Below are 17,568 nucleotides of genomic sequence, written 5' to 3'. Positions count from 1 at the left end.
CCTGCGCGGCTTCGCCGCGACGCCCTTACTGTCTTTCTTTGTCCGCCGCCGCTCTCAAAACTGCGCGTGAGCCCGCATCGCAAACACCGGCACCGGTCCGCGGTCGCGATTATACGCCGGATTGACGATCAACTGCCCGTCTGCCGTAAAGTGCAGCGGACCGATCGCAGCGAGGTCGTAATAGGTCTCGCCGATCAATTCCGGCCCGGCATTCACCAGCCTCCCGTCACCGATCAAAATCCCGAGTCCCCCGGCCGCGAGATACCGCCGCCGCTCGGCTGAAATGTCGTTCGCGATCAGCGCAACGCCGACCCGGTCGTGGTCGCGCCCCCAGCCCGAGCCCTTGATCGACACACCGCCCGAGACGCTGCGGTCGATGTCGGTGAACTCGACCGCCTCGCTGCTGCCGTCACCGAGCCCGGCGCGGAGGAACACGCCGACGGCGTCGCTGACTTCCTGCTCGACATTGATGCCGATGCCGGTGCGGTCGCGGAATTTGCGGACCGGGACCGGATCGGGGGCGGTGCCGTGTGCTGCGCCGTAAGCGATGGCGTCGGCGAGGCTGGCAAAGTTGCCGTGGCTCAGCCAGCCGTTGAGGCGGATTGCGCCCGGATGGCCGCCGATCGTCACCCGCCGCTCGATCTCACCGATCACCTGAAATTGGCGAAAGTTGGTCTCGAGATCGACACTGTTCGGGATCTTCGACAGGTTAAACAGCCCGGCGCGCTCGGTCCAGTTACCGACCGCGAGTTCCGCCGTCCCGCCATAGGTATAGCCCCACGCGTCGGCGGCGTAATCGAACGTGCCGAGGTCGACCGTGGTCCAGTTGAGGAAGTCGCCGCGCGGGTCGTGGGCGTATTTATTCTGGTCGAAGACGTCGGCGACGCTGAACTTGCCGATCGTCAGCGTCAGCCGGTTCGCCGTGTGTGTTGCGCCGAGAACGTTGAGGTCGGGCGCGGTCGCCGCCGCTTCGCCGCCAAGGTCGATCGTCTGGCGGACGAACGCGCGCTGCAGCCGGAAATACGGCGTTCCCTTACCGACCTTGTACGCCTCGGCCGAGGGAAAGCCCGCCGCACCGAGCGTGTTGCGCAGCCCGAAGCCCTGGTCGACCTCGCCATTCGCCCAGACCTCGGCGCCATGCCACGGGCTCGCGCCGACGTAGCCCGTCAGGTCGAAGGTCTCGCGGAACTGGCCGCCGCCCGACAGGCTGTTCGGCCCTTCGTATGGCGAGCGGAACGGGGTGTTGTACTGGCCGACGACGGTCGACTGGGCATGGACCGCGAAGCGTTCGGGCACGGCGTCGGCGGTGACGTCGGCGGGCTTGTCGGCGGCACCCGGCTCGGTCGTCGGAGCGGTCCCGGAGCCAGCGGCCTGCGCGTTCGCAACGCCCGGCACAAGGGCCAGCGCCGCCAGCAAAGTGGCAGTCGTTAAGCGCATCGATGATCCCCTGGCGACCCGGGGGCGACCTACCGCGTGGGCTCCGCCGGGGCAACTGGACGTTGGGCGAGGGCGACCTTGATCAGCGCGATGATCGGGTCGGCGAGCGTCACGCCGAGGATGCCGAACAGGACGCCGAACAACAGCTGCGCGCCGAGGACGACGGCGGGGGCAAGGTCGACCGCGCGCTTCTCGATCAGCGGGTTGATGAAATTGTCGGCCACCTGGACGACGAGATACACGCCGACGGTCTCCAGTCCGATCGTCGTTCCTGCCGAAAAGCCGATCGTCACGATCAAGATCCCCGACGCGATCGCGCCGAGGTTCGGGATGAATGCGAACAGGCCCGCGACAAGTCCGAGCAGCAACGGCAGCGGCGCGCCGACAACCGAGAGGCCGAGAAAGATCAGCGTGCCTTCGAACAGCATGAGTGCGAGCCGTCCGGCAACCCAGCGGCGCAACATCTTGCCCATCGCCTCGACCGTCGTCCGCAGTTGCGGACGCTTGGCTTCGGGGGTGAGCCATTCGACCCCACGCTCGTACAGCCGCGGGTCGATGGCGATGAAGATGCCAAAGGTAACGATCAGGACTAGGCTGCCGAGCGCCCCCGCGGCGCCGCCGATGAAGGTCATGATCCGCCCCATCGAGCCGCCTATCTGTGCCTTCAGCTGCGCGATCGGATCGCCGCCGGTGCCGCTGCTCAGGCCGTACTCGCTGGCGAGCGTCGACAGGCGGTCGCTCTGGCGCATCAGCGTCGTCTGCAGCTCGGAAAACTGCGCGGCGAGCTGGGTGCCGGCAAAATAGAGGAAGCCGAACAGGGCCGCGACGAAGACCAGGACGACGATCGCCAAACGGAGCCCGCGAGGACCCGGCATCACGCGGCCAAGCAGGTGCTCGCCGCCCTGCAGCCCGGCGGCGAAAACGAAGCCGGCGAGGATCAACAGCAGCGACGAGGCGAGGTGCCACGCGAGGAACAGCGCGCTGGCGACGCCGAGCCAGATGGCGGCATCGCGCAGTGCGCTGCGGCCGCGGTCGGACAGCTCGATCGGGCTCGGCGGAACCTGGGTGTCTTCGCTCATATGGCCAAACTCACTCGGCCCCTCATCCCGCCGCTCACGGAGCGGGAGCCGCGGCGGGAACCGGGCCGGCCTTCGGGTGGAGCGAGACAAAGGCGCGGCCGGGGCGGAACGCGCCGAACCATGTCAGCGGATTGAGTGTCGTCGAACCGTCGAGCGAGAAGGTCAGGAACTCGGCACGCCCGACGAGATTTTCGATCGGGAGCATGTCGAGCCCGCCGACGAGGTTCGAAAAGCGGCTGTCCTCGCTGTTGTCGCGGTTGTCGCCCATCAGGAACAGATGTCCCTCGGGAACGATCATCGCCGGCGTATTGTCCTGCGGCGTGTCGCCGAGGTCGAGGACGTCGTAGCTGCGCCCGCTCGGCAGCGTCTCGCGGAAACGCGGGTAGCGGCAGATCGTGACGCCGTCGGGGCGGGTGAAGCGGTACTGGATCACCTGCGGCGCGGAACACGTCGTGTTCGCGGATTCGCGGATGTCGGCGGGGGTCTCTGCCACCTTGGGCACCGCGACGCCGTTTAGCCACAACACGCCATTCCTCATCTGCACGGTGTCGCCGGGCAGGCCGATGACGCGCTTGATCCAGTCGTCGTGATCGCGCGGCGACTTGACGATGGCGATGTCGCCGCGCTCGGGATAACGGCCGAACAGGCGGCCCTTCATTTCGGGCAGGATCGGCAGCGATGGCGACAGATACGAATAGCCATAGGGGTATTTCGAAACGATCAGCCGGTCGCCGGTCAGCAACGTCGGCAGCATCGATTCCGACGGGATGAAGAACGGCTTAGCGATGAGGCTGTGGACCGCGAGCACGGCGATGGCGAGAACGATCAGCTGGCGGATTTCACTCGCCCAATCGACCTTCTTTTTCGGCTGGGTCGCCGTCCCGATGCCGGTCACTTGGGTCTCGCTCATTCGGGCCTCGCGGTGATCAGGACGATCGCCTGTGCCCAGGGATGATCGTCGGTGATCGTCAGATGAATTTCCGCGCTATGCCCCGCCGGGGTCAATTTGGCCAGCCTTTCTGCCGCCCCCCCGGTAAGCACCAGAGTCGGTGCGCCGCTCGGCAGGTTGACGACCCCCATGTTGGTGAAGAACACGCCGCCGCGAATGCCGGTGCCGAGCGCCTTGGCGCACGCCTCCTTCGCCGCCCAGCGCTTGGCAAAGGTGCCCGCGCGGGTCATCGGGCGGCGGTCGGCCTTGGCGATTTCGACGGGGGTGAAGATGCGGTTGATGAAGCGGTCGCCGAAGCGCTCGATCGACGCCGCGATTCGGTCGATGTTGGTCAGGTCGTTGCCGAGACCGAGGACTAGCATGCAGGAGAGGGGTGCCGGGCATCGTCGATCGCCGTCCGCATCTCGCGTATCGCGAAGTCGAGCCCGACGAACACCGCCTCGCCAATCAGGAAGTGGCCGATGTTGAGTTCGGCGACTTGCGGGATCGCCGCGACCGGGCCGACGTTGGCGAAGGTCAGGCCGTGGCCGGCGTGGACCTCGAGTCCGCGCGCGGTCGCCAACGCCGCCGCCTTCGCCAGCCGCGCGAGTTCGGCGGTCTGGTCGTCGCCGGTCAGGTGGCAGTAGCGCCCGGTGTGCAATTCGACGACCGCCGCGCCGATCGCCGCCGATGCTTCGATCTGGTCGGGATCGGGCTCGACGAACAGGCTGACGCGCGAGCCGCGCGCGGTCAGCCGGTCGACGAAGGCGCGGAGGCCAGCCTGGTTGCCGAGGACGTCGAGCCCGCCCTCGGTGGTCCGCTCGGCGCGCTTTTCGGGGACGATGCAGACCGCATGCGGGCCGTGCGCGAGCGCGATCTGAAGCATCTCGGCGGTCGCCGCCATCTCGAGGTTGAGCGGGACGGTCAACGCTGCGACGAGGCGGACGATATCGTCGTCGGAGATGTGCCGCCGGTCCTCGCGCAGGTGCGCGGTGATCCCATCCGCCCCCGCCGCGACCGCGAGCTGCGCGGCCCGCACCGGGTCGGGGTGCGGCCCGCCGCGCGCGTTGCGGATGGTCGCGACATGGTCGATATTGACGCCGAGGCGGACGCGAGCGGTCATGCCGGGCACAACGCGGCTGACAGCAAATCGTACGTTCCGCCCTTGCCCTGCCACGGTTCGCCAAAGTCGAACGGGCGGTCGGTGAAGACGATCAGAGCGAGGTTCCTTTCGGGGGCGATGATATTGCGGACCTGGACGCCGCCGATCTCGCCGCGCCGCTCGACGAGCTTTTGCGGTGTCGTGCAGCCCTTGAGCGGGACGGTGTACGACCAGACGCCGAGCGCGGCGTAACCAAGCTTGGGATTGCCGCGCTGCATTTCGGCGCGGCTGTCGGGCTTGAGGAGCTGGCCGGTCATCAGCGCGCGATCGAATTTAGCAAGGTCACGCGGCGGCCCGCGGACTGCCCCCGCCGCGCCGAAGCGGCCGACGTCGATGAATGCGTCGTCGCGTCCGTCGGGGAAATAGCCGACGCGTCCCGACAGCTTCTCTCCGGGTACGACGAGGACTGTCGCGGTCATTCCAGCCTTGGCCAAAATCTCGGCGTCGAGCAGCTTGGCGAGCGGCATCCCCGTGACGGCTTCGAGCACCGCGCCGACGACTTCGGTGTCGCAATTATTATAGTCGAAGCGCACGCCGGGCTCGGCCTTTGCCTTGCCGAGGCAAATCGGGCTGATCCCCGGCGGCGGCGCGGGGGCGTCGTAGCGGTACTGGACGAGCGTTTCCTTGCGCGGATCGGCCGGGCCGTCCTCGACATTCGGGAGCCCGCTGGTGTGCTGGAGCAGCATTCGCAGCGTGATCCGGTCGGCATTGGCGACCTTGAGCTCCGGGACATACGCCGCGATCGGCGTGTCGAGGGCGAGCTTGCCGCGCTCGACCTGCTGCAGCACCGCGACCGCGACGATCTGCTTGGTCACCGACGCCCAGCGCCACGGGGTCTCGGACGTGCGGTATTCCTGCGGTCCGAGGAGGTTGCCGCAGTCGTCGACGGTGTCGCTGAGCAGATATTGCCCGCTGATCTTGAGCGCGCCTGCGACCGACTCGATCGCGGCGCAGCGGTCGAGCAGCGCATCGCCGGGCGGGACGGGAATCGGCGGCTTGGCTCCGGCGCCGCTGGCGACGAGCGCGGCGAGAAGGAGCAGCCTCATGCCGCGCGGCTGCCCGGCTTGACCGCCGGGATCGCGGCGAGTTCGGGGGGCAGCGCATCGGCGGCATAGCTCGGCACCGCGAGCCCGAGCAACGCGGTCAGCGGCACGCCGACATCGGCGGCCCCGTCGCTGCGGTCGACAAGGCACGCGGCGTGGACGACCTCGCCCCCGGCCGCGGTGATGGCGACAATCGCCTCGCGCGAGCTCAGCCCGGTCGTCACGACGTCCTCGACCATCAGCACCTTTTCTCCCGGCGTCAGCGCGAAGCCGCGGCGCAGTTCGAACGTCCCCGTCGGCCGCTCGACGAACATCGAGGCGACGCCGAGCTGGCGCGCGATCTCATATCCGACGATCACCCCGCCCATCGCCGGCGACACCACCGCAGTGACGCTTTCGCGCACCGCCGTCGGCAGCTTGACGACGAGCGCGGCGCACAGCCGCGCCGCTCGCGCTGGGTCCATCAGCACCCGCGCGCACTGGAGATAGCGCGCCGAGCGCAACCCCGACGACAGGATGAAATGCCCCTCAAGAAGCGCCTCCGCGGCGCGGAATTCGGCGATGATATCGGCGTCGGTCATGCCCTGCTGCTAACACCGGTCGATAGGTTGTGGAAAGCGGTGCTTGATTGCGCTATGCCGACGCGGGGTTAAAGGGGGAAATACACATGGTTTCGACGGTAGCCGCGCGCGGTGGCGGGGGCGTTGATCGTCGCGCTGGCATCTCCGGCGCTTGCTCAGATCAAGTCGACGCATAGCGAGACCGCGGAGGCGACGCGCGCCCGGGCGACCAACGAACTGCCGGTCTGCGCCAAGCCGCTCGGCACGATCGCGGTGTCGGAGCCCGAGACGAAATGGTGGGGCGGGCTCGGCCTCGGCTCCCCCGAGGCTTTGATTCGCGTCTACATCCAGAAGTCGCACTGCTTCCGGCTGGTTAACCGCAGCCAGGCCGGCATGGCGGCGATGGAGCGCGAGCGCGCGCTCAATGCCGGCGGCGAGATGCGGCGCGGCGGGACGATCGGCAAGGGCCAGATGGTCGAAGCCGACTTCACCGTCATTCCCGACATCGTCACCGGCAATGGCAACAAAGGTGGCCTCAACGTCGGCGGCCTGATCGGCGGTATGCTCGGCGGGTCGGTCGGCGGGCTGATCGGCGGGATCAACGTCAAGAAGCGCTCGGCGAACGTCGTCCTCAACATCGTCAACAACAAGTCGTCGGAGGAATTCGTCGCCGAGGGTCAGTCGAAGAAGACCGATCTCGGCTGGGGCGGAGCGGGTGGCATCTTTGGCGGCGGCGGGCTCGCGGCGGGCGGTGCGTCGGGGTACGACAATACCGAGATCGGGCAGGTCATCGCGCTCGCCTATCTCGACGCCTACACCAAGATGAGCGGCGAACTCGGCGGCCAGCTCGGGCAGTTCGCCAGCCAGCAGCAGGCAGCTAAGGCGGTCGCTATGAAGCGGCCCGGCCGGATGTACGCGGCGGCATCGCTCAAGTCGAAGGTACTGAAGTCGCTCGATCCGGGGGCGCTGCTCTATCCGACCGGGACCAAGCAGGACGGCTTCTGGGAGGTCGAGGACGAACTCGGCACCAAGGGCTGGGTCGCCGAGGCTGCGATCGAGGTCGCGCGGTAAACCACCGGCTGACGCCCCTCTCCTAGAATGGGAGAGGGGTTCTACGCCTTGACCCGCTCGACGCTGACCACCGCCTGCGTCGCGCGCAACGCCGCGATGATGTTGGTCAAATGCGCGAGGTCGTCGACCTCGATATCGACGACGAAGCCGTGGAACGCACGGTCGCGCTCCTTCAACGTCAGGTTGACGATGTTCGCGCCGTGATGCGCGAGAATCGCGGTCAGCGCGGCGAGGCTACCGGGCTGGTTGTGGACGACCGCGAACAGCCGGGCGACCGCACTTTCGGTCTCCTCGCCCCAGTGGAGGTCGAGCCATTCGCCTTCACCGGGATCGGCGAGGTTGGCGCAATCGATGCCGTGGACTTCGATGCCGGTCCCGGGGCAGGCGACGCCGACAATGCGATCGCCGGGGATCGGGTGGCAGCAATCGGCGAGTTGGAACGCCACGCCGGGAGTCAGTCCGCGGATCGAAATCGGCGCGCGCGGTCCCGCCTTGCCGCGTTTCTTCGTCTTGAGATTGGCGGTTGACCCCGGCAGCACTGCCTCGAGCACCGCGGTGTCGCTGACCGTCGCCCGCGCCAGCGCCAAATACAGCGCGTTGCGATCGATGAGCTTGAGCCGCGCCAGCCCGGCGGTGACGGCGTCGTCGGACAGCGGCAGCTTCAACCGCGCGACGACCTCGTCGTATAGCGTCCGCCCCATCTTGAGCTGCTGGCTGCGCTGCTGCTGGCGGACGAAGCGCCGGACCGCCGAGCGCGCCTTGACCGAGACGACGAAGCCTTCCCACAACGGATCGGGATGCTGCGCCTTCGACCGCAGGATTTCGACCTGGTCGCCGTTCGCCAGCGGGGTCCGCAGCGGCACGACGCGGCCGTTGACCTTCGACCCGACGCAGGTGTCGCCAAGATCGGTATGAACGGCATAGGCGAAATCGACCGGGCACGACCCCGCCGGCAGCTGGATTAGCTCGCCCTTAGGCGTGAAGGCGAAGACCTGATCCTGGAACATCGCGAGGCGGGTGTGCTCGAGCAGTTCCTCGGGCGTCGACGCCTGGTCGAGGATTTCGATCAGGTCGCGCAGCCACGGATAGGCGTGGCGGGCAGGGGCGCCATCGTCCCCCTGCTTGTACGCCCAATGCGCTGCCAGCCCGAATTCAGCCTCGCGGTCCATCTCGGCGGTCCGAATTTGGATCTCGATCCGCACTCGCTCGCTGTGCATCACCGTCGTGTGGAGCGAGCGATAGCCGTTGCGCTTCGGCGTCGAGATAAAGTCCTTGAACCGCCCCGGCACCGCCGGCCAGCGCTGGTGGATGATGCCGAGCGCGCGATACGCGCCCGCGGTGTCGGGGACGACGACGCGGAAGGCCATGACATCGGGCAGGTTCTCGAACGCCATGCGGCGATCCTGCATCTTCTTCCAGATCGAGAACGGGCGTTTCTCGCGCCCGCGGACGTCGGCCTCGATCCCGCTCTGGCCGAGCAGCAGTTTAATGCCGCTGGTGATCCGCGCGACCATGTCGCCGCCGCCGGCCCGTAACAGTTCGAGGCGCTTGACGATCGAATCGTAGCCCTCTGGCTCGAGATGCTTGAAGCTCAGCGCCTGGAGCTCGTCCATGAAGCCGTACAGGCCGATACGCTCGGCGAGCGGCGCGTAGATGTCCATCGTCTCGCGTGCGATCCGGCGGCGCTTTTCCTCGGACTTGATGAAATGGAGCGTCCGCATGTTGTGCAGCCGGTCGGCGAGCTTGACGAGCAGGACGCGAATGTCGTCGGACATCGCCAGCAGGAACTTGCGGAGGTTCTCGGCGGCGCGCTCATTTTCGGTCTGCGCCTCGATCTTCGATAATTTGGTGACGCCGTCGACCAGCCGCGCGACGTTCGCGCCGAACAGCCGCTCGATCTGCTCGGTGGTGGCGACGGTGTCCTCGATCGTGTCATGGAGGATGCCGGTGGCGATCGTCTCGGCGTCGAGCTTCAATTCGGTCAGGATGCCCGCGACTTCGATCGGGTGGCTGAAATACGGGTCGCCGCTCGCGCGCAGTTGCGACCCGTGCGCCTGGATCGAGAAGACATAGGCGCGGTTGAGCAAGTCCTCGTCGGCATCGGGATCGTACGCGAGGACGCGATCGACAAGTTCGTACTGGCGCAACATTGTTGGATAGTGGGGCGCAGGGGGCGAGGGCGCAACCCGCGAAACCCTAAGCTGTCATCCCGCCGCAGGGGAGCGTCTCATCCCCAGGGTTCATCGGCACCCCGGCGAAAGCTGCCAGATCGTCAGCCCGGCGAAGGCCGGGGCCCAACTATCCCCGCAACGCGAAGTTCGGAGCGTGCACAACTATGGGCCACAGCCCTCGCTTGGGGTGACGGAAGCAGTATGCGTGAGCGCCCAACCTACTGCGGGCTATTCGTAATCCGGACCCAAATTCTGGTTACGCGGCGGCTGGGCAGCAGTGAGCCGCAGCGCCTCCGCCGATGCCGACAGCGAGCCGACCGCGTCGGGGGCATCGTCTTCGCCCTGGATGACGCGCTGCATCGACGACACCAGCGCCTCTTGCAGCACGGCGGGCACCACCTTCTGCTCGGCGATCTCGCGGAGCGCGACGACGGGATTCTTGTCGCGGTCGCGGTCGAGCAGGATCTCGGCACCGCTCGAAATCTGCCGCGCGCGAGTTCCCGCCATCAGCACGAGTTCGAAGCGGTTGGGGATCTTGTCGACGCAATCTTCGACTGTGACACGCGCCATCGGGCAAACTCTCAGGTTATGCGGTAAACGCGGGCGCTTAGCAGGGGAGGGGGCTCGGGGTCAAGGAAAGGACCGTCCGTAGCGGGCGCATCCAGCCCTTCGCGCTGGGTGACCGATCGGCTATAGCGAGACATGGCAACCGCAATCGACACCCTCGCGACGTATGAAGCAATCGCAGCTGCGGGGATTGGCGACAGCGGGGCACGTGCGATCAGCAAGGCGATTGCCGACGCCGCTGCGACATATCGTGAAGATCTTGCTACTAAATCTGACCTCGGCAAAGTCGAAGCCGAACTCAAGGGCGACATTGCCGAGGTGAAGTCATCGATCAAGGTCGACATCTCGGTCCTCCGCGAACATATCGCCACCAATCAGAACAAAACCCTTATCTGGATGTTTGGGATGCTCGTGACCTTTTCCGGCGTCATCGTCGGCTTCATCAAGCTGACCTGACCGCCCGGACGGTTGAGGCTCCGACCTTGACCGCAGCCCCCATTTCCCCTAACTGAACCGCTTCGCAATTGGCCCCGCACGCCCGGTGAAGCGGTGGCCGCATCCAGCAGACTTGGTTGGATGGTGCGAATCCGGGTCGCCTCTGAAGACAGCGGTGCCAACAGCAAATTGAACGGGATACTATGTCGAAGCGCGCTAACGCGAAATACAAGCTCGATCGCCGCATGGGCGAGAATATCTGGGGCCGCCCGAAGTCGCCGGTCAACAAGCGCGAATACGGTCCCGGCCAGCACGGCCAGCGCCGCAAGGGCAAGGTTTCCGACTTCGGCATCCAGCTCCGCGCCAAGCAGAAGCTCAAGGGCTATTACGGCGACGTCACCGAGCGGCAGTTCCGCGCGACCTATGCCGAAGCCGTCCGCATGAAGGGCGACACCTCGCAGAACCTGATCGGCCTGCTTGAGCAGCGTCTCGACATGGTCATCTTCCGCGCCAAGTTCGCCCCGACGATCTTCGCCGCGCGCCAGATCGTCAACCACGGTCACATCCTCGTCAACGGCCGCCGCTGCAACATCGCCTCGGCAAAGGTTAAGCCGGGCGACGTGATCGAACTCGGCACCAAGGCCAAGGAAATGGCGCTGGTCCTCGAAGCGATGGGCCTCGCCGAGCGCGAGACGCCCGAGTACGTCCAGGTGGACGGCGCCAAGGCGACCTACGTCCGCGTCCCGACGCTCGACGAAGTGCCGTACGCTGTGCGCATGGAGCCGAACCTGGTCGTGGAATTCTATTCGCGTTAATTCCTATCGCCGCCGCTATCCCGCGTTGGGGTGGCGGCGGCTTTAGTCGCGGGTAAGCCCCGCATAAATCACTCCCGGAATTACCGCCCCGACCCCCCATGCGAGCAGGTCGAACAGCGCAATCAGCCACAGTCCGGGGCTCAAGACCGTCATCGCCGCATCGACCGCCGCGACGTGCTGCGCACTCGCTCCCGTTCCATAGACCGTCGCCGCCAAGACCAGCCGAGCCGGCACCACAGTCAAAGCAAACCCCGCGAGCACCACAGCGACCCGTCCGCGATTTCCACGCGTCAATGCCGACGCCCGGCCCAGCGCGCCGAAGGGAGCACGCCGCTCGACCAGCGCCACTGGCACAGCCGCGACCAGCAGCACCGCCCCCGCAAACCCCGCCGCGACGATCGTGGCGCGAATCGCCAGCGTCGACGGCCCCGCCAGCCCGGAGAGCAGCAAACCGACCATCGCCAATACCGTCATGACGCCGATCAGCAGAGCGACATTCAATGCCCGCGGCGATGCGGCGATCCCGGCGCGCACAAACGCGCGCGGACCCTGCGGCCGACCGTCGACTCGCGCCAGCACGCCGTGGGTGACGATGACGACATAGAGTACGCGAAGCATGCCGCCGAAGGTCGCGACGATCGTCGACCCGGCATGCGTGCCCGCCAGCGCGAGGACGACCCCCGGCAGCGTGACCATGACGAAGCCAAGGACGATGATCGCGGCGAAGTCATGCCAGAACACCGTGCCGATCCGCTGGAACGCGAGGGCGACGTCGAGGCGCGTAGCCTCGGCGGGGAGCGTCATGCAGCCTTGGCCGCTCGCGCCGCCGCGATCGCCTCGGCAAGTTTGGCATAACCGACCGCGCCGCTGAGGATGCGATCGCCGACGATATAAGTGGGGGTGCCGGTCAGCCCGAGCGCGCGGCCGAGGTCGAGGTTCTTGGCGATTTCCGCCTTGAGCGCCGGGCTGGTCAGGTCCTTCGCGGTCCGCACCTCGTTGAGCCCGGATGCCCGAACGACCGCGATCGTCCGCTCGCGATCGACCTTGCCCGGGGTCTCGAACATGCGGTCGTGGAAGGCAAGATACTTGCCCTGGCTCGCCGCCGACAACGCCGCCATCGCCGCCTCGCCCGAGGCTTCGGACAAGACCGGGAAGTCGCGGTAGACGACGCGGAGCTTGGGGTCGTCGGCGATCAGCTTGCGGACGTCGGCGTGGCCCGCGCGGCAATACGGGCAGGCATAGTCGAAGAACTCGACGAGGGTGACGTCGCCCTTGGGGTTGCCCGCGACCGCGCCGGGAAAGGCGGTCTCGATCTCGCTGCGGTTGCTGCTAAGCAGCTTCGACACATCACGGGCCTGCATCCCGTTGATCGCCTCAGGGATGATCTCGGGATGCTTGAGGATGTAGTCGCGGACGATCGCCTCGATCGCGGCGCGGTCCTTGGTGTCAATCCGCTCCGCCGGGTCGCCCGCGCCGCAGCTCGCGACGAGCACCAAGGCGAGCGCCGTCGAAATCCGTAAGCCGTTGATCATCTGTGCTTCTTCTTGACTAAATCGTTCTGCGCGACTTGCGCGATATCGTCGGCGCGAAGCCAGTCGGTCGTGCCGGGCGACAGGCCTCGGAGCGCGATCTTGGCGTTCGCCGCCGCCTGCCTGGGCTCGCCCTGAAGGTCGAACCGCTCGGCAGTAGCGAGCGCGGCGCGCGCGGTGTCGCCCTCGCGGTCGTAGATCACGCCGAGCTGGTACCATGCATCAGGGTTCTCGCGGTCGCGGACGACTGCCTTGCGCAGCAGCGGCTTGGCCTCGGCGAAGTCGGCGGCGTTCTCGGTGCTGACGAGCGCGTGGCCGAGCAGCGTCGCGATCAGCGGCTCGGTCGGGGCGGCGGCGACGGCGGCGCGAAGGATCGGCAGCGACTCCGCGATCTTGCCCGACTCGAGCAGGATTTGCCCCTTGAGCTCGAGATAATATGGATCGGCCGGATGCAACGCGAGCAGCGCATCGACCTCGGCAACGGCGGCGTCGGGGTATGCCGACTTGTGATAGGCATACGCGTGGGCGTAGCGCGCGGGTTCGGTCTTGAGGCCCTCGGGGTACATCTGGAAGGTGCGCTGCGGCTCCTCGATGAAGCCGGCGAGTTTCGCCTTGACCCGCTGGAACCGCGCATCGAGCTTGGGGTCGGGCGGTGTAGTCCAGGCCGGGGACGCTTTGTAGACCGCTTCGAGGTACGCGATCCGCTGACCGTCGAGCGGGTGAGTACGGTTATACGCATTGTCCTGCTTGAGCCCGAGGCGATACTCCTGGCCGAGCAGCTTGTTGAAGAATTCGAGGCTGCCGCGCCCCGATTCTCCCGCCTTGCCAAGGAAGACCGCGCCGGCCTGGTCGGCGCGGCTTTCCTGGTCGCGGCTGAACGCGAGATACTGGCTCTGCGCGGTCGCGGTGCCGAGCCCGAGCGCGGCGATCCCGGCATCGCCCGCGCCGACCGCAACGAGCGCGACCGCGGCGACGAGCGAAAGGATCGAGATGTGCGTCGCCGGGCCGATGCCCTCGTTCGAGCGGACATTATGCCCCCCGGCGATGTGGCCGAGTTCGTGCGCGAGGACGCCCTGGAGCTGGTTGACGTTGTCGGCGTTCTCGATCAGCCCCGAGAAGACGAAAATGTTCTGCCCGCCCGAGACGAAGGCGTTGATCTCGGGATCGCCGACAAGGACGATCTGGACCGATGCCGGGGTCAGGCCCGCGGCGATGATCAGCGGGCGTGCGACGTCACGGAACAACGACTCGGTCTCGGCATCGCGAAGGACCGACTGCGCGGCGGCGGGGGCGGTGGTGCCAAGCAGCATCGCCACCGCGCCGAGAGTCAGCGCGGCACGGGCGATCAGACGGGCGGGCATGCCGGGCATTTTGCGGGGATACGCTGAACCCGGGGTTAAGGCGAGGGGGGCGCGTGATCGTCCCCGCCGGCGGCCTATAACAACTCTCATTGTCATCCCGGCGAAGGCCGGGATTCATGATCACTGCCGGTCTTGACCATGGGTCCCGGCCTTCGCCGGGATTTCAATGTTACGTTAGGGTACGCTCGAAACTGAACGCGTCATCCGTGCGAAATCCCGGGGCGACAGGCATAGCCGCCGCCCCGGGATCGGGCAGGTCAGTTGCCGAAGGTCCGCTGCCACCAGCCGCCCTTGCGCGGGGCGGCGGGTTCGTCGCCTGCGGGTGACGCCTCGGGGGCAGCGTCGCTCGCCTGGGGCGTGACCGGCTCGGGCTCGACGATCTTCGCACTGTCGACGAACGCGTCGGGCTCGGCGACGACAGCGGGCTCGGGCGAGGCTTCCGCAGCTTCGGGAGCCGCGGCGACCGCCTTGCGCCGCGAACGGCGCGGCTTGGGGGCGGCGGCCGCAGCTTCGGCAGCGGGTTCGAGAGCCAGTTCGGCAGCGGGCTCGGCGACCGGCTCGGGAGCCGGCGCCTCCTCGACCGCAGCTTCGGCGGCCTCGACCGGCTTCTTGGCGCGCGACCGGCGCGGCTTCTTCGCCGGGACGGCCTCAACCGGAGCGTCGGCCGGGTCGATCGCTTCGGCGGTCGCAGCAGCGACCTCGACCTGCGCTTCGACCGCGGCCTTGATCGGCCCGCCGGTGAGCCCGGTATCGTCGAGGCTCTCGGCGCTCTCGGTCACGGTGTCGTTGTCGACGCCGACCTCGCTCGCAGCCGGGCCGCCCTCGCGGCGGCGACCGCCACGACGGCCGCGACGGCGGCGACGGGCCTCGCCTTCGCCCGCGCTCTCGGCGGTAACGAGCGGCGCGACGCCGTCGCCTGCCACCACCTCGGCAGCATCCTCGCCGGTGACCGAGACGTCGGCGTTCGACGCGATGTCGGCGACCGACTCGACGCCCTCGACGGCATCGCCTTCGGGCTTGCGGTCGCGACCGCCACCACGGCGGCGGCGACGACGGCCGCGGCCACCGCGCTCGCTGTCGCGGCCACCATCGGCAGCACCTTCGGCGCGGGTGGGGCGCTCGGCCCCGTCCTCGCCGTCGTCGCCCTCGGCGTCGCTCGCGGTTTCGGCGTTGTCGCCTTCACCGGCGTCATCGGCGGGAGCCGAGCGGCCGCGGCCGCGTCCACGTCCTTCGCGGCGCGCGGGACGCTCGGCTTCCTCGTCCTCGTCGTCGTCGAAGCCATGGTCCTCGGCGGTGTCGGGAATCTCATCGTCGTCGTCGATCTTCACCGGCGGCGGCAGCAGCGACATGACGACCGGGTGCGCCGGGGCGGGACCGCCCGCATCGAGGACGAAGTTCGGCCCCATCAGCGTCTCGTCGGGGATCGTCTCGACGGCAATGCCGTAGCGCTCTTCGAGCTCGACGACGTCGGCGCGCTTGCGGTTGAGGATGTACATCGCGACTTCGAGGCCCGCACGCAGCGAGAACTCGGTGGCGCGACCCTTGATCGCTTCGGCTTCCAAGGCGCGCAGCGCGGCGAGCGCGGCGGACGCGACCGAGCGGACATAGCCCGATCCGTCGCACATCGGGCAGACGTGCGTTGAGGCTTCGAGGACGCCGGTGCGGAGGCGCTGGCGGCTCATTTCCATCAGCCCGAACGAGCTGATCCGGCCGATCTGGATGCGGGCGCGATCGTTCTTCATCGCCTCCTTCATCGCGCGCTCGACCCGGCGATTATTGCCGCCGACCTCCATGTCGATGAAGTCGATGACGACGAGCCCGGCCATGTCGCGCAGGCGAAGCTGGCGGCCGATCTCGTCGGCGGCTTCAAGGTTGGTCTTGTACGCAGTCTCCTCGATGCCGTGCTCACGCGTCGAGCGGCCCGAGTTGACGTCGATCGAGACGAGCGCCTCGGTCGGGTTGATGACGATATAGCCGCCCGATTTCAACTGGACGACCGGCTGGTACATGCCGGCAAGGCTCGCCTCGACGCCGAAGCGCTGGAACAGCGGCACCGGGTCGGCATATTCGACGACCTTGGCGACGTGGTTTGGCATCAACAGCTGCATGAATGTGGATGCGGCGGCGTAGCCATCGGGCCCGTCGACGAGAACCTGCTCGATCTCGCGGCTGTAGATGTCGCGGATCGCGCGCTTGATCAGGTCGCTGTCCTGATGGACGAGGCACGGCGCGACGCTGCTCAGCGTCGTCTCGCGGATTTCGTCCCACAGCCGGGTCAGGTAATCGAAGTCACGCTTGATCTCGACCTTGGTCCGCTTGAGCCCGGCGGTCCGGACGATCGCGCCCATTCCCGCGGGAAGCTGGAGGTCGGCCATGATCGACTTCAGCCGCTTGCGGTCGCCGAGGTTCGAAATCTTGCGGCTGATCCCGCCGCCGTGCGCGGTGTTGGGCATCAGGACGCAGAAGCGCCCGGCGAGCGACAGATACGTCGTCATCGCCGCGCCCTTGTTGCCGCGCTCCTCCTTGACGACCTGGACGAGCAGGACCTGGCGGCGGCGGATCACTTCCTGGATCTTGTAGCGGCGGCGCAGCGCCTGGCGCTGGCGGCGCAGCACGTCGGACCCGGCGTCGTCGGCCCCGCCGGTGACAGCGACTTCCTCGCCGTCCTCGCCTTCATGGGGTTCGTCGTGATGTTCGTCGAGCGTCAGCTCGGCTTCCTCGCGGAGGAGCGCGTCGCGGTCCTCCTTGGGGATCTGGTAATAATCGGGATGGATTTCGCTGAAGGCGAGGAAACCGTGGCGGTTGCCGCCGTAATCGATGAACGCCGCCTGGAGCGACGGTTCGACCCGGGTGACCTTGGCGAGATAGATGTTGCCCTTGAGCTGCTTGCGCTCGGCGGCCTCGAAATCAAATTCCTCGATGCGATTCCCGTTGACGACGGCGACCCGGGTCTCCTCCGGGTGGCGGGCGTCGATCAGCATGCGCTGGGACATTCAGATGCTCCTGCGCGCGCGGGCGACCTTCGGCAGATGATGCGGACAGGCCGGCGGCACGCGAAAAAAGGGCGGTCGCGCGACGCAGCGGCGACCGGCCCGGGATGGGATGGATAGTAATTGGGGGCGTCGGGCGCAGCACCGGACCGACCCAAAGGGCGGCTCCGGCTATACGCTGCTGCTTCGACGTCATGCGACCCTAACTTTGACCGGCATACGCGCCCGGAACGTCGCCCGGGCATCGATGCGGCATATTCGTGGCGGCGCGAACCGGGACAAACCCCTGCCTCGCAAACCGTCTGGGTAGGAGTAGCACCGGAACGGCGGCGCTACAACTGCGGGCTTTACTGCCGCCGGCTTCTCCGCCCCGCCGCTCGAACCCGGCTTCGCCAGTTGGCGGGCGAGTAAGGTTAAGGA

Annotated in this window: 16 protein-coding genes; 3 read left to right on the top strand and 13 right to left on the bottom strand. The window is 67.4% G+C overall.

What is annotated here, in order from left to right; genetic code table 11:
• Window positions 1-54: 54 nt before the first annotated feature.
• From KTC28_RS00260 to pyrE, 7 genes are read right to left on the bottom strand one after another with little or no spacing between them, the layout of a single operon-like run.
• Window positions 55-1,437: a carbohydrate porin gene (locus KTC28_RS00260; protein ID WP_216709004.1), complete on the bottom strand. Its 1,383-nt coding sequence runs from the start codon at window positions 1,435-1,437 to the stop codon at window positions 55-57.
• A gap of 29 nt (window positions 1,438-1,466) precedes the next feature.
• The gene (locus KTC28_RS00255; protein WP_216709005.1) at window positions 1,467-2,516 is read right to left on the bottom strand and encodes an AI-2E family transporter; all 1,050 of its coding nucleotides are present in this window, start codon (window positions 2,514-2,516) and stop codon (window positions 1,467-1,469) included.
• A 34-nt stretch (window positions 2,517-2,550) separates the two neighbouring features.
• Window positions 2,551-3,426: a signal peptidase I gene (gene lepB, locus KTC28_RS00250; RefSeq protein ID WP_216709006.1), complete on the bottom strand. Its 876-nt coding sequence runs from the start codon at window positions 3,424-3,426 to the stop codon at window positions 2,551-2,553.
• Complete coding sequence (gene acpS / locus KTC28_RS00245) at window positions 3,423-3,827, bottom strand: holo-ACP synthase (RefSeq protein WP_216709007.1); 405 nt, start codon at window positions 3,825-3,827, stop codon at window positions 3,423-3,425. The genes lepB and acpS overlap by 4 nt, the downstream gene beginning before the upstream one ends.
• Complete coding sequence (locus tag KTC28_RS00240; protein ID WP_216709008.1) at window positions 3,821-4,567, bottom strand: pyridoxine 5'-phosphate synthase; 747 nt, start codon at window positions 4,565-4,567, stop codon at window positions 3,821-3,823. The genes acpS and KTC28_RS00240 overlap by 7 nt, the downstream gene beginning before the upstream one ends.
• Entirely contained in the window at window positions 4,564-5,652 is a 1,089-nt protein-coding gene (locus KTC28_RS00235; protein ID WP_216709009.1) for a serine hydrolase domain-containing protein, read from the bottom strand. The genes KTC28_RS00240 and KTC28_RS00235 overlap by 4 nt, the downstream gene beginning before the upstream one ends.
• Window positions 5,649-6,230, bottom strand: coding sequence for an orotate phosphoribosyltransferase (gene pyrE / locus KTC28_RS00230; protein ID WP_216709010.1), 582 nt, complete (start codon window positions 6,228-6,230; stop codon window positions 5,649-5,651). Before pyrE ends, KTC28_RS00235 begins: the two co-directional genes overlap by 4 nt.
• 123 nt (window positions 6,231-6,353) lie before the next feature.
• Between pyrE and KTC28_RS00225 the strand changes: the two genes are divergently transcribed.
• The gene (locus KTC28_RS00225) at window positions 6,354-7,280 is read left to right on the top strand and encodes a CsgG/HfaB family protein (RefSeq protein WP_255602150.1); all 927 of its coding nucleotides are present in this window, start codon (window positions 6,354-6,356) and stop codon (window positions 7,278-7,280) included.
• A 41-nt stretch (window positions 7,281-7,321) separates the two neighbouring features.
• Here KTC28_RS00225 and KTC28_RS00220 read toward each other — a convergent pair whose 3' ends face one another.
• Window positions 7,322-9,430 carry a RelA/SpoT family protein gene (locus KTC28_RS00220; RefSeq protein ID WP_216709012.1) on the bottom strand — a complete coding sequence of 703 codons (2,109 nt, stop codon included), beginning with the start codon at window positions 9,428-9,430 and terminating at the stop codon, window positions 7,322-7,324.
• Between the two features lie 249 nt (window positions 9,431-9,679).
• Complete coding sequence (rpoZ, locus tag KTC28_RS00215; protein ID WP_216709013.1) at window positions 9,680-10,021, bottom strand: DNA-directed RNA polymerase subunit omega; 342 nt, start codon at window positions 10,019-10,021, stop codon at window positions 9,680-9,682.
• A gap of 132 nt (window positions 10,022-10,153) precedes the next feature.
• On the opposite strand from rpoZ, the gene KTC28_RS00210 reads away from it, so the two are divergent.
• A complete protein-coding gene (locus KTC28_RS00210) occupies window positions 10,154-10,474 on the top strand; it encodes a hypothetical protein (RefSeq protein ID WP_216709014.1) in 321 nt (106 codons plus the stop codon).
• A 182-nt stretch (window positions 10,475-10,656) separates the two neighbouring features.
• Entirely contained in the window at window positions 10,657-11,268 is a 612-nt protein-coding gene (gene rpsD / locus KTC28_RS00205; protein ID WP_216709015.1) for a 30S ribosomal protein S4, read from the top strand.
• A gap of 42 nt (window positions 11,269-11,310) precedes the next feature.
• On the opposite strand, the gene KTC28_RS00200 is transcribed toward rpsD, so the two are convergent.
• The 4 genes from KTC28_RS00200 to KTC28_RS00185 all read right to left on the bottom strand — a co-directional run bounded on the left by KTC28_RS00200 (window position 11,311) and on the right by KTC28_RS00185 (window position 17,151).
• On the bottom strand, window positions 11,311-12,072 hold the full coding sequence (locus KTC28_RS00200) for a hypothetical protein (protein ID WP_216709016.1): 762 nt from the start codon (window positions 12,070-12,072) through the stop codon (window positions 11,311-11,313).
• Window positions 12,069-12,800, bottom strand: coding sequence for a DsbA family protein (locus KTC28_RS00195; RefSeq protein ID WP_216709017.1), 732 nt, complete (start codon window positions 12,798-12,800; stop codon window positions 12,069-12,071). The genes KTC28_RS00200 and KTC28_RS00195 overlap by 4 nt, the downstream gene beginning before the upstream one ends.
• Window positions 12,797-14,158, bottom strand: a complete 1,362-nt coding sequence (locus KTC28_RS00190) for a M48 family metalloprotease (RefSeq protein WP_439650107.1) — start codon at window positions 14,156-14,158, stop codon at window positions 12,797-12,799. The genes KTC28_RS00195 and KTC28_RS00190 overlap by 4 nt, the downstream gene beginning before the upstream one ends.
• 257 nt (window positions 14,159-14,415) lie before the next feature.
• The gene (locus tag KTC28_RS00185) at window positions 14,416-17,151 is read right to left on the bottom strand and encodes an Rne/Rng family ribonuclease (protein ID WP_216709019.1); all 2,736 of its coding nucleotides are present in this window, start codon (window positions 17,149-17,151) and stop codon (window positions 14,416-14,418) included.
• Window positions 17,152-17,568: the final 417 nt, after the last annotated feature.

The sequence above is a fragment of the Polymorphobacter megasporae genome (assembly GCF_018982885.2).
Lineage (GTDB): Bacteria > Pseudomonadota > Alphaproteobacteria > Sphingomonadales > Sphingomonadaceae > Polymorphobacter_B > Polymorphobacter_B megasporae.
The sequence above is the reverse complement of the archived record's forward strand: the minus strand, read 5'-3'. Positions and strand labels throughout refer to the sequence as shown.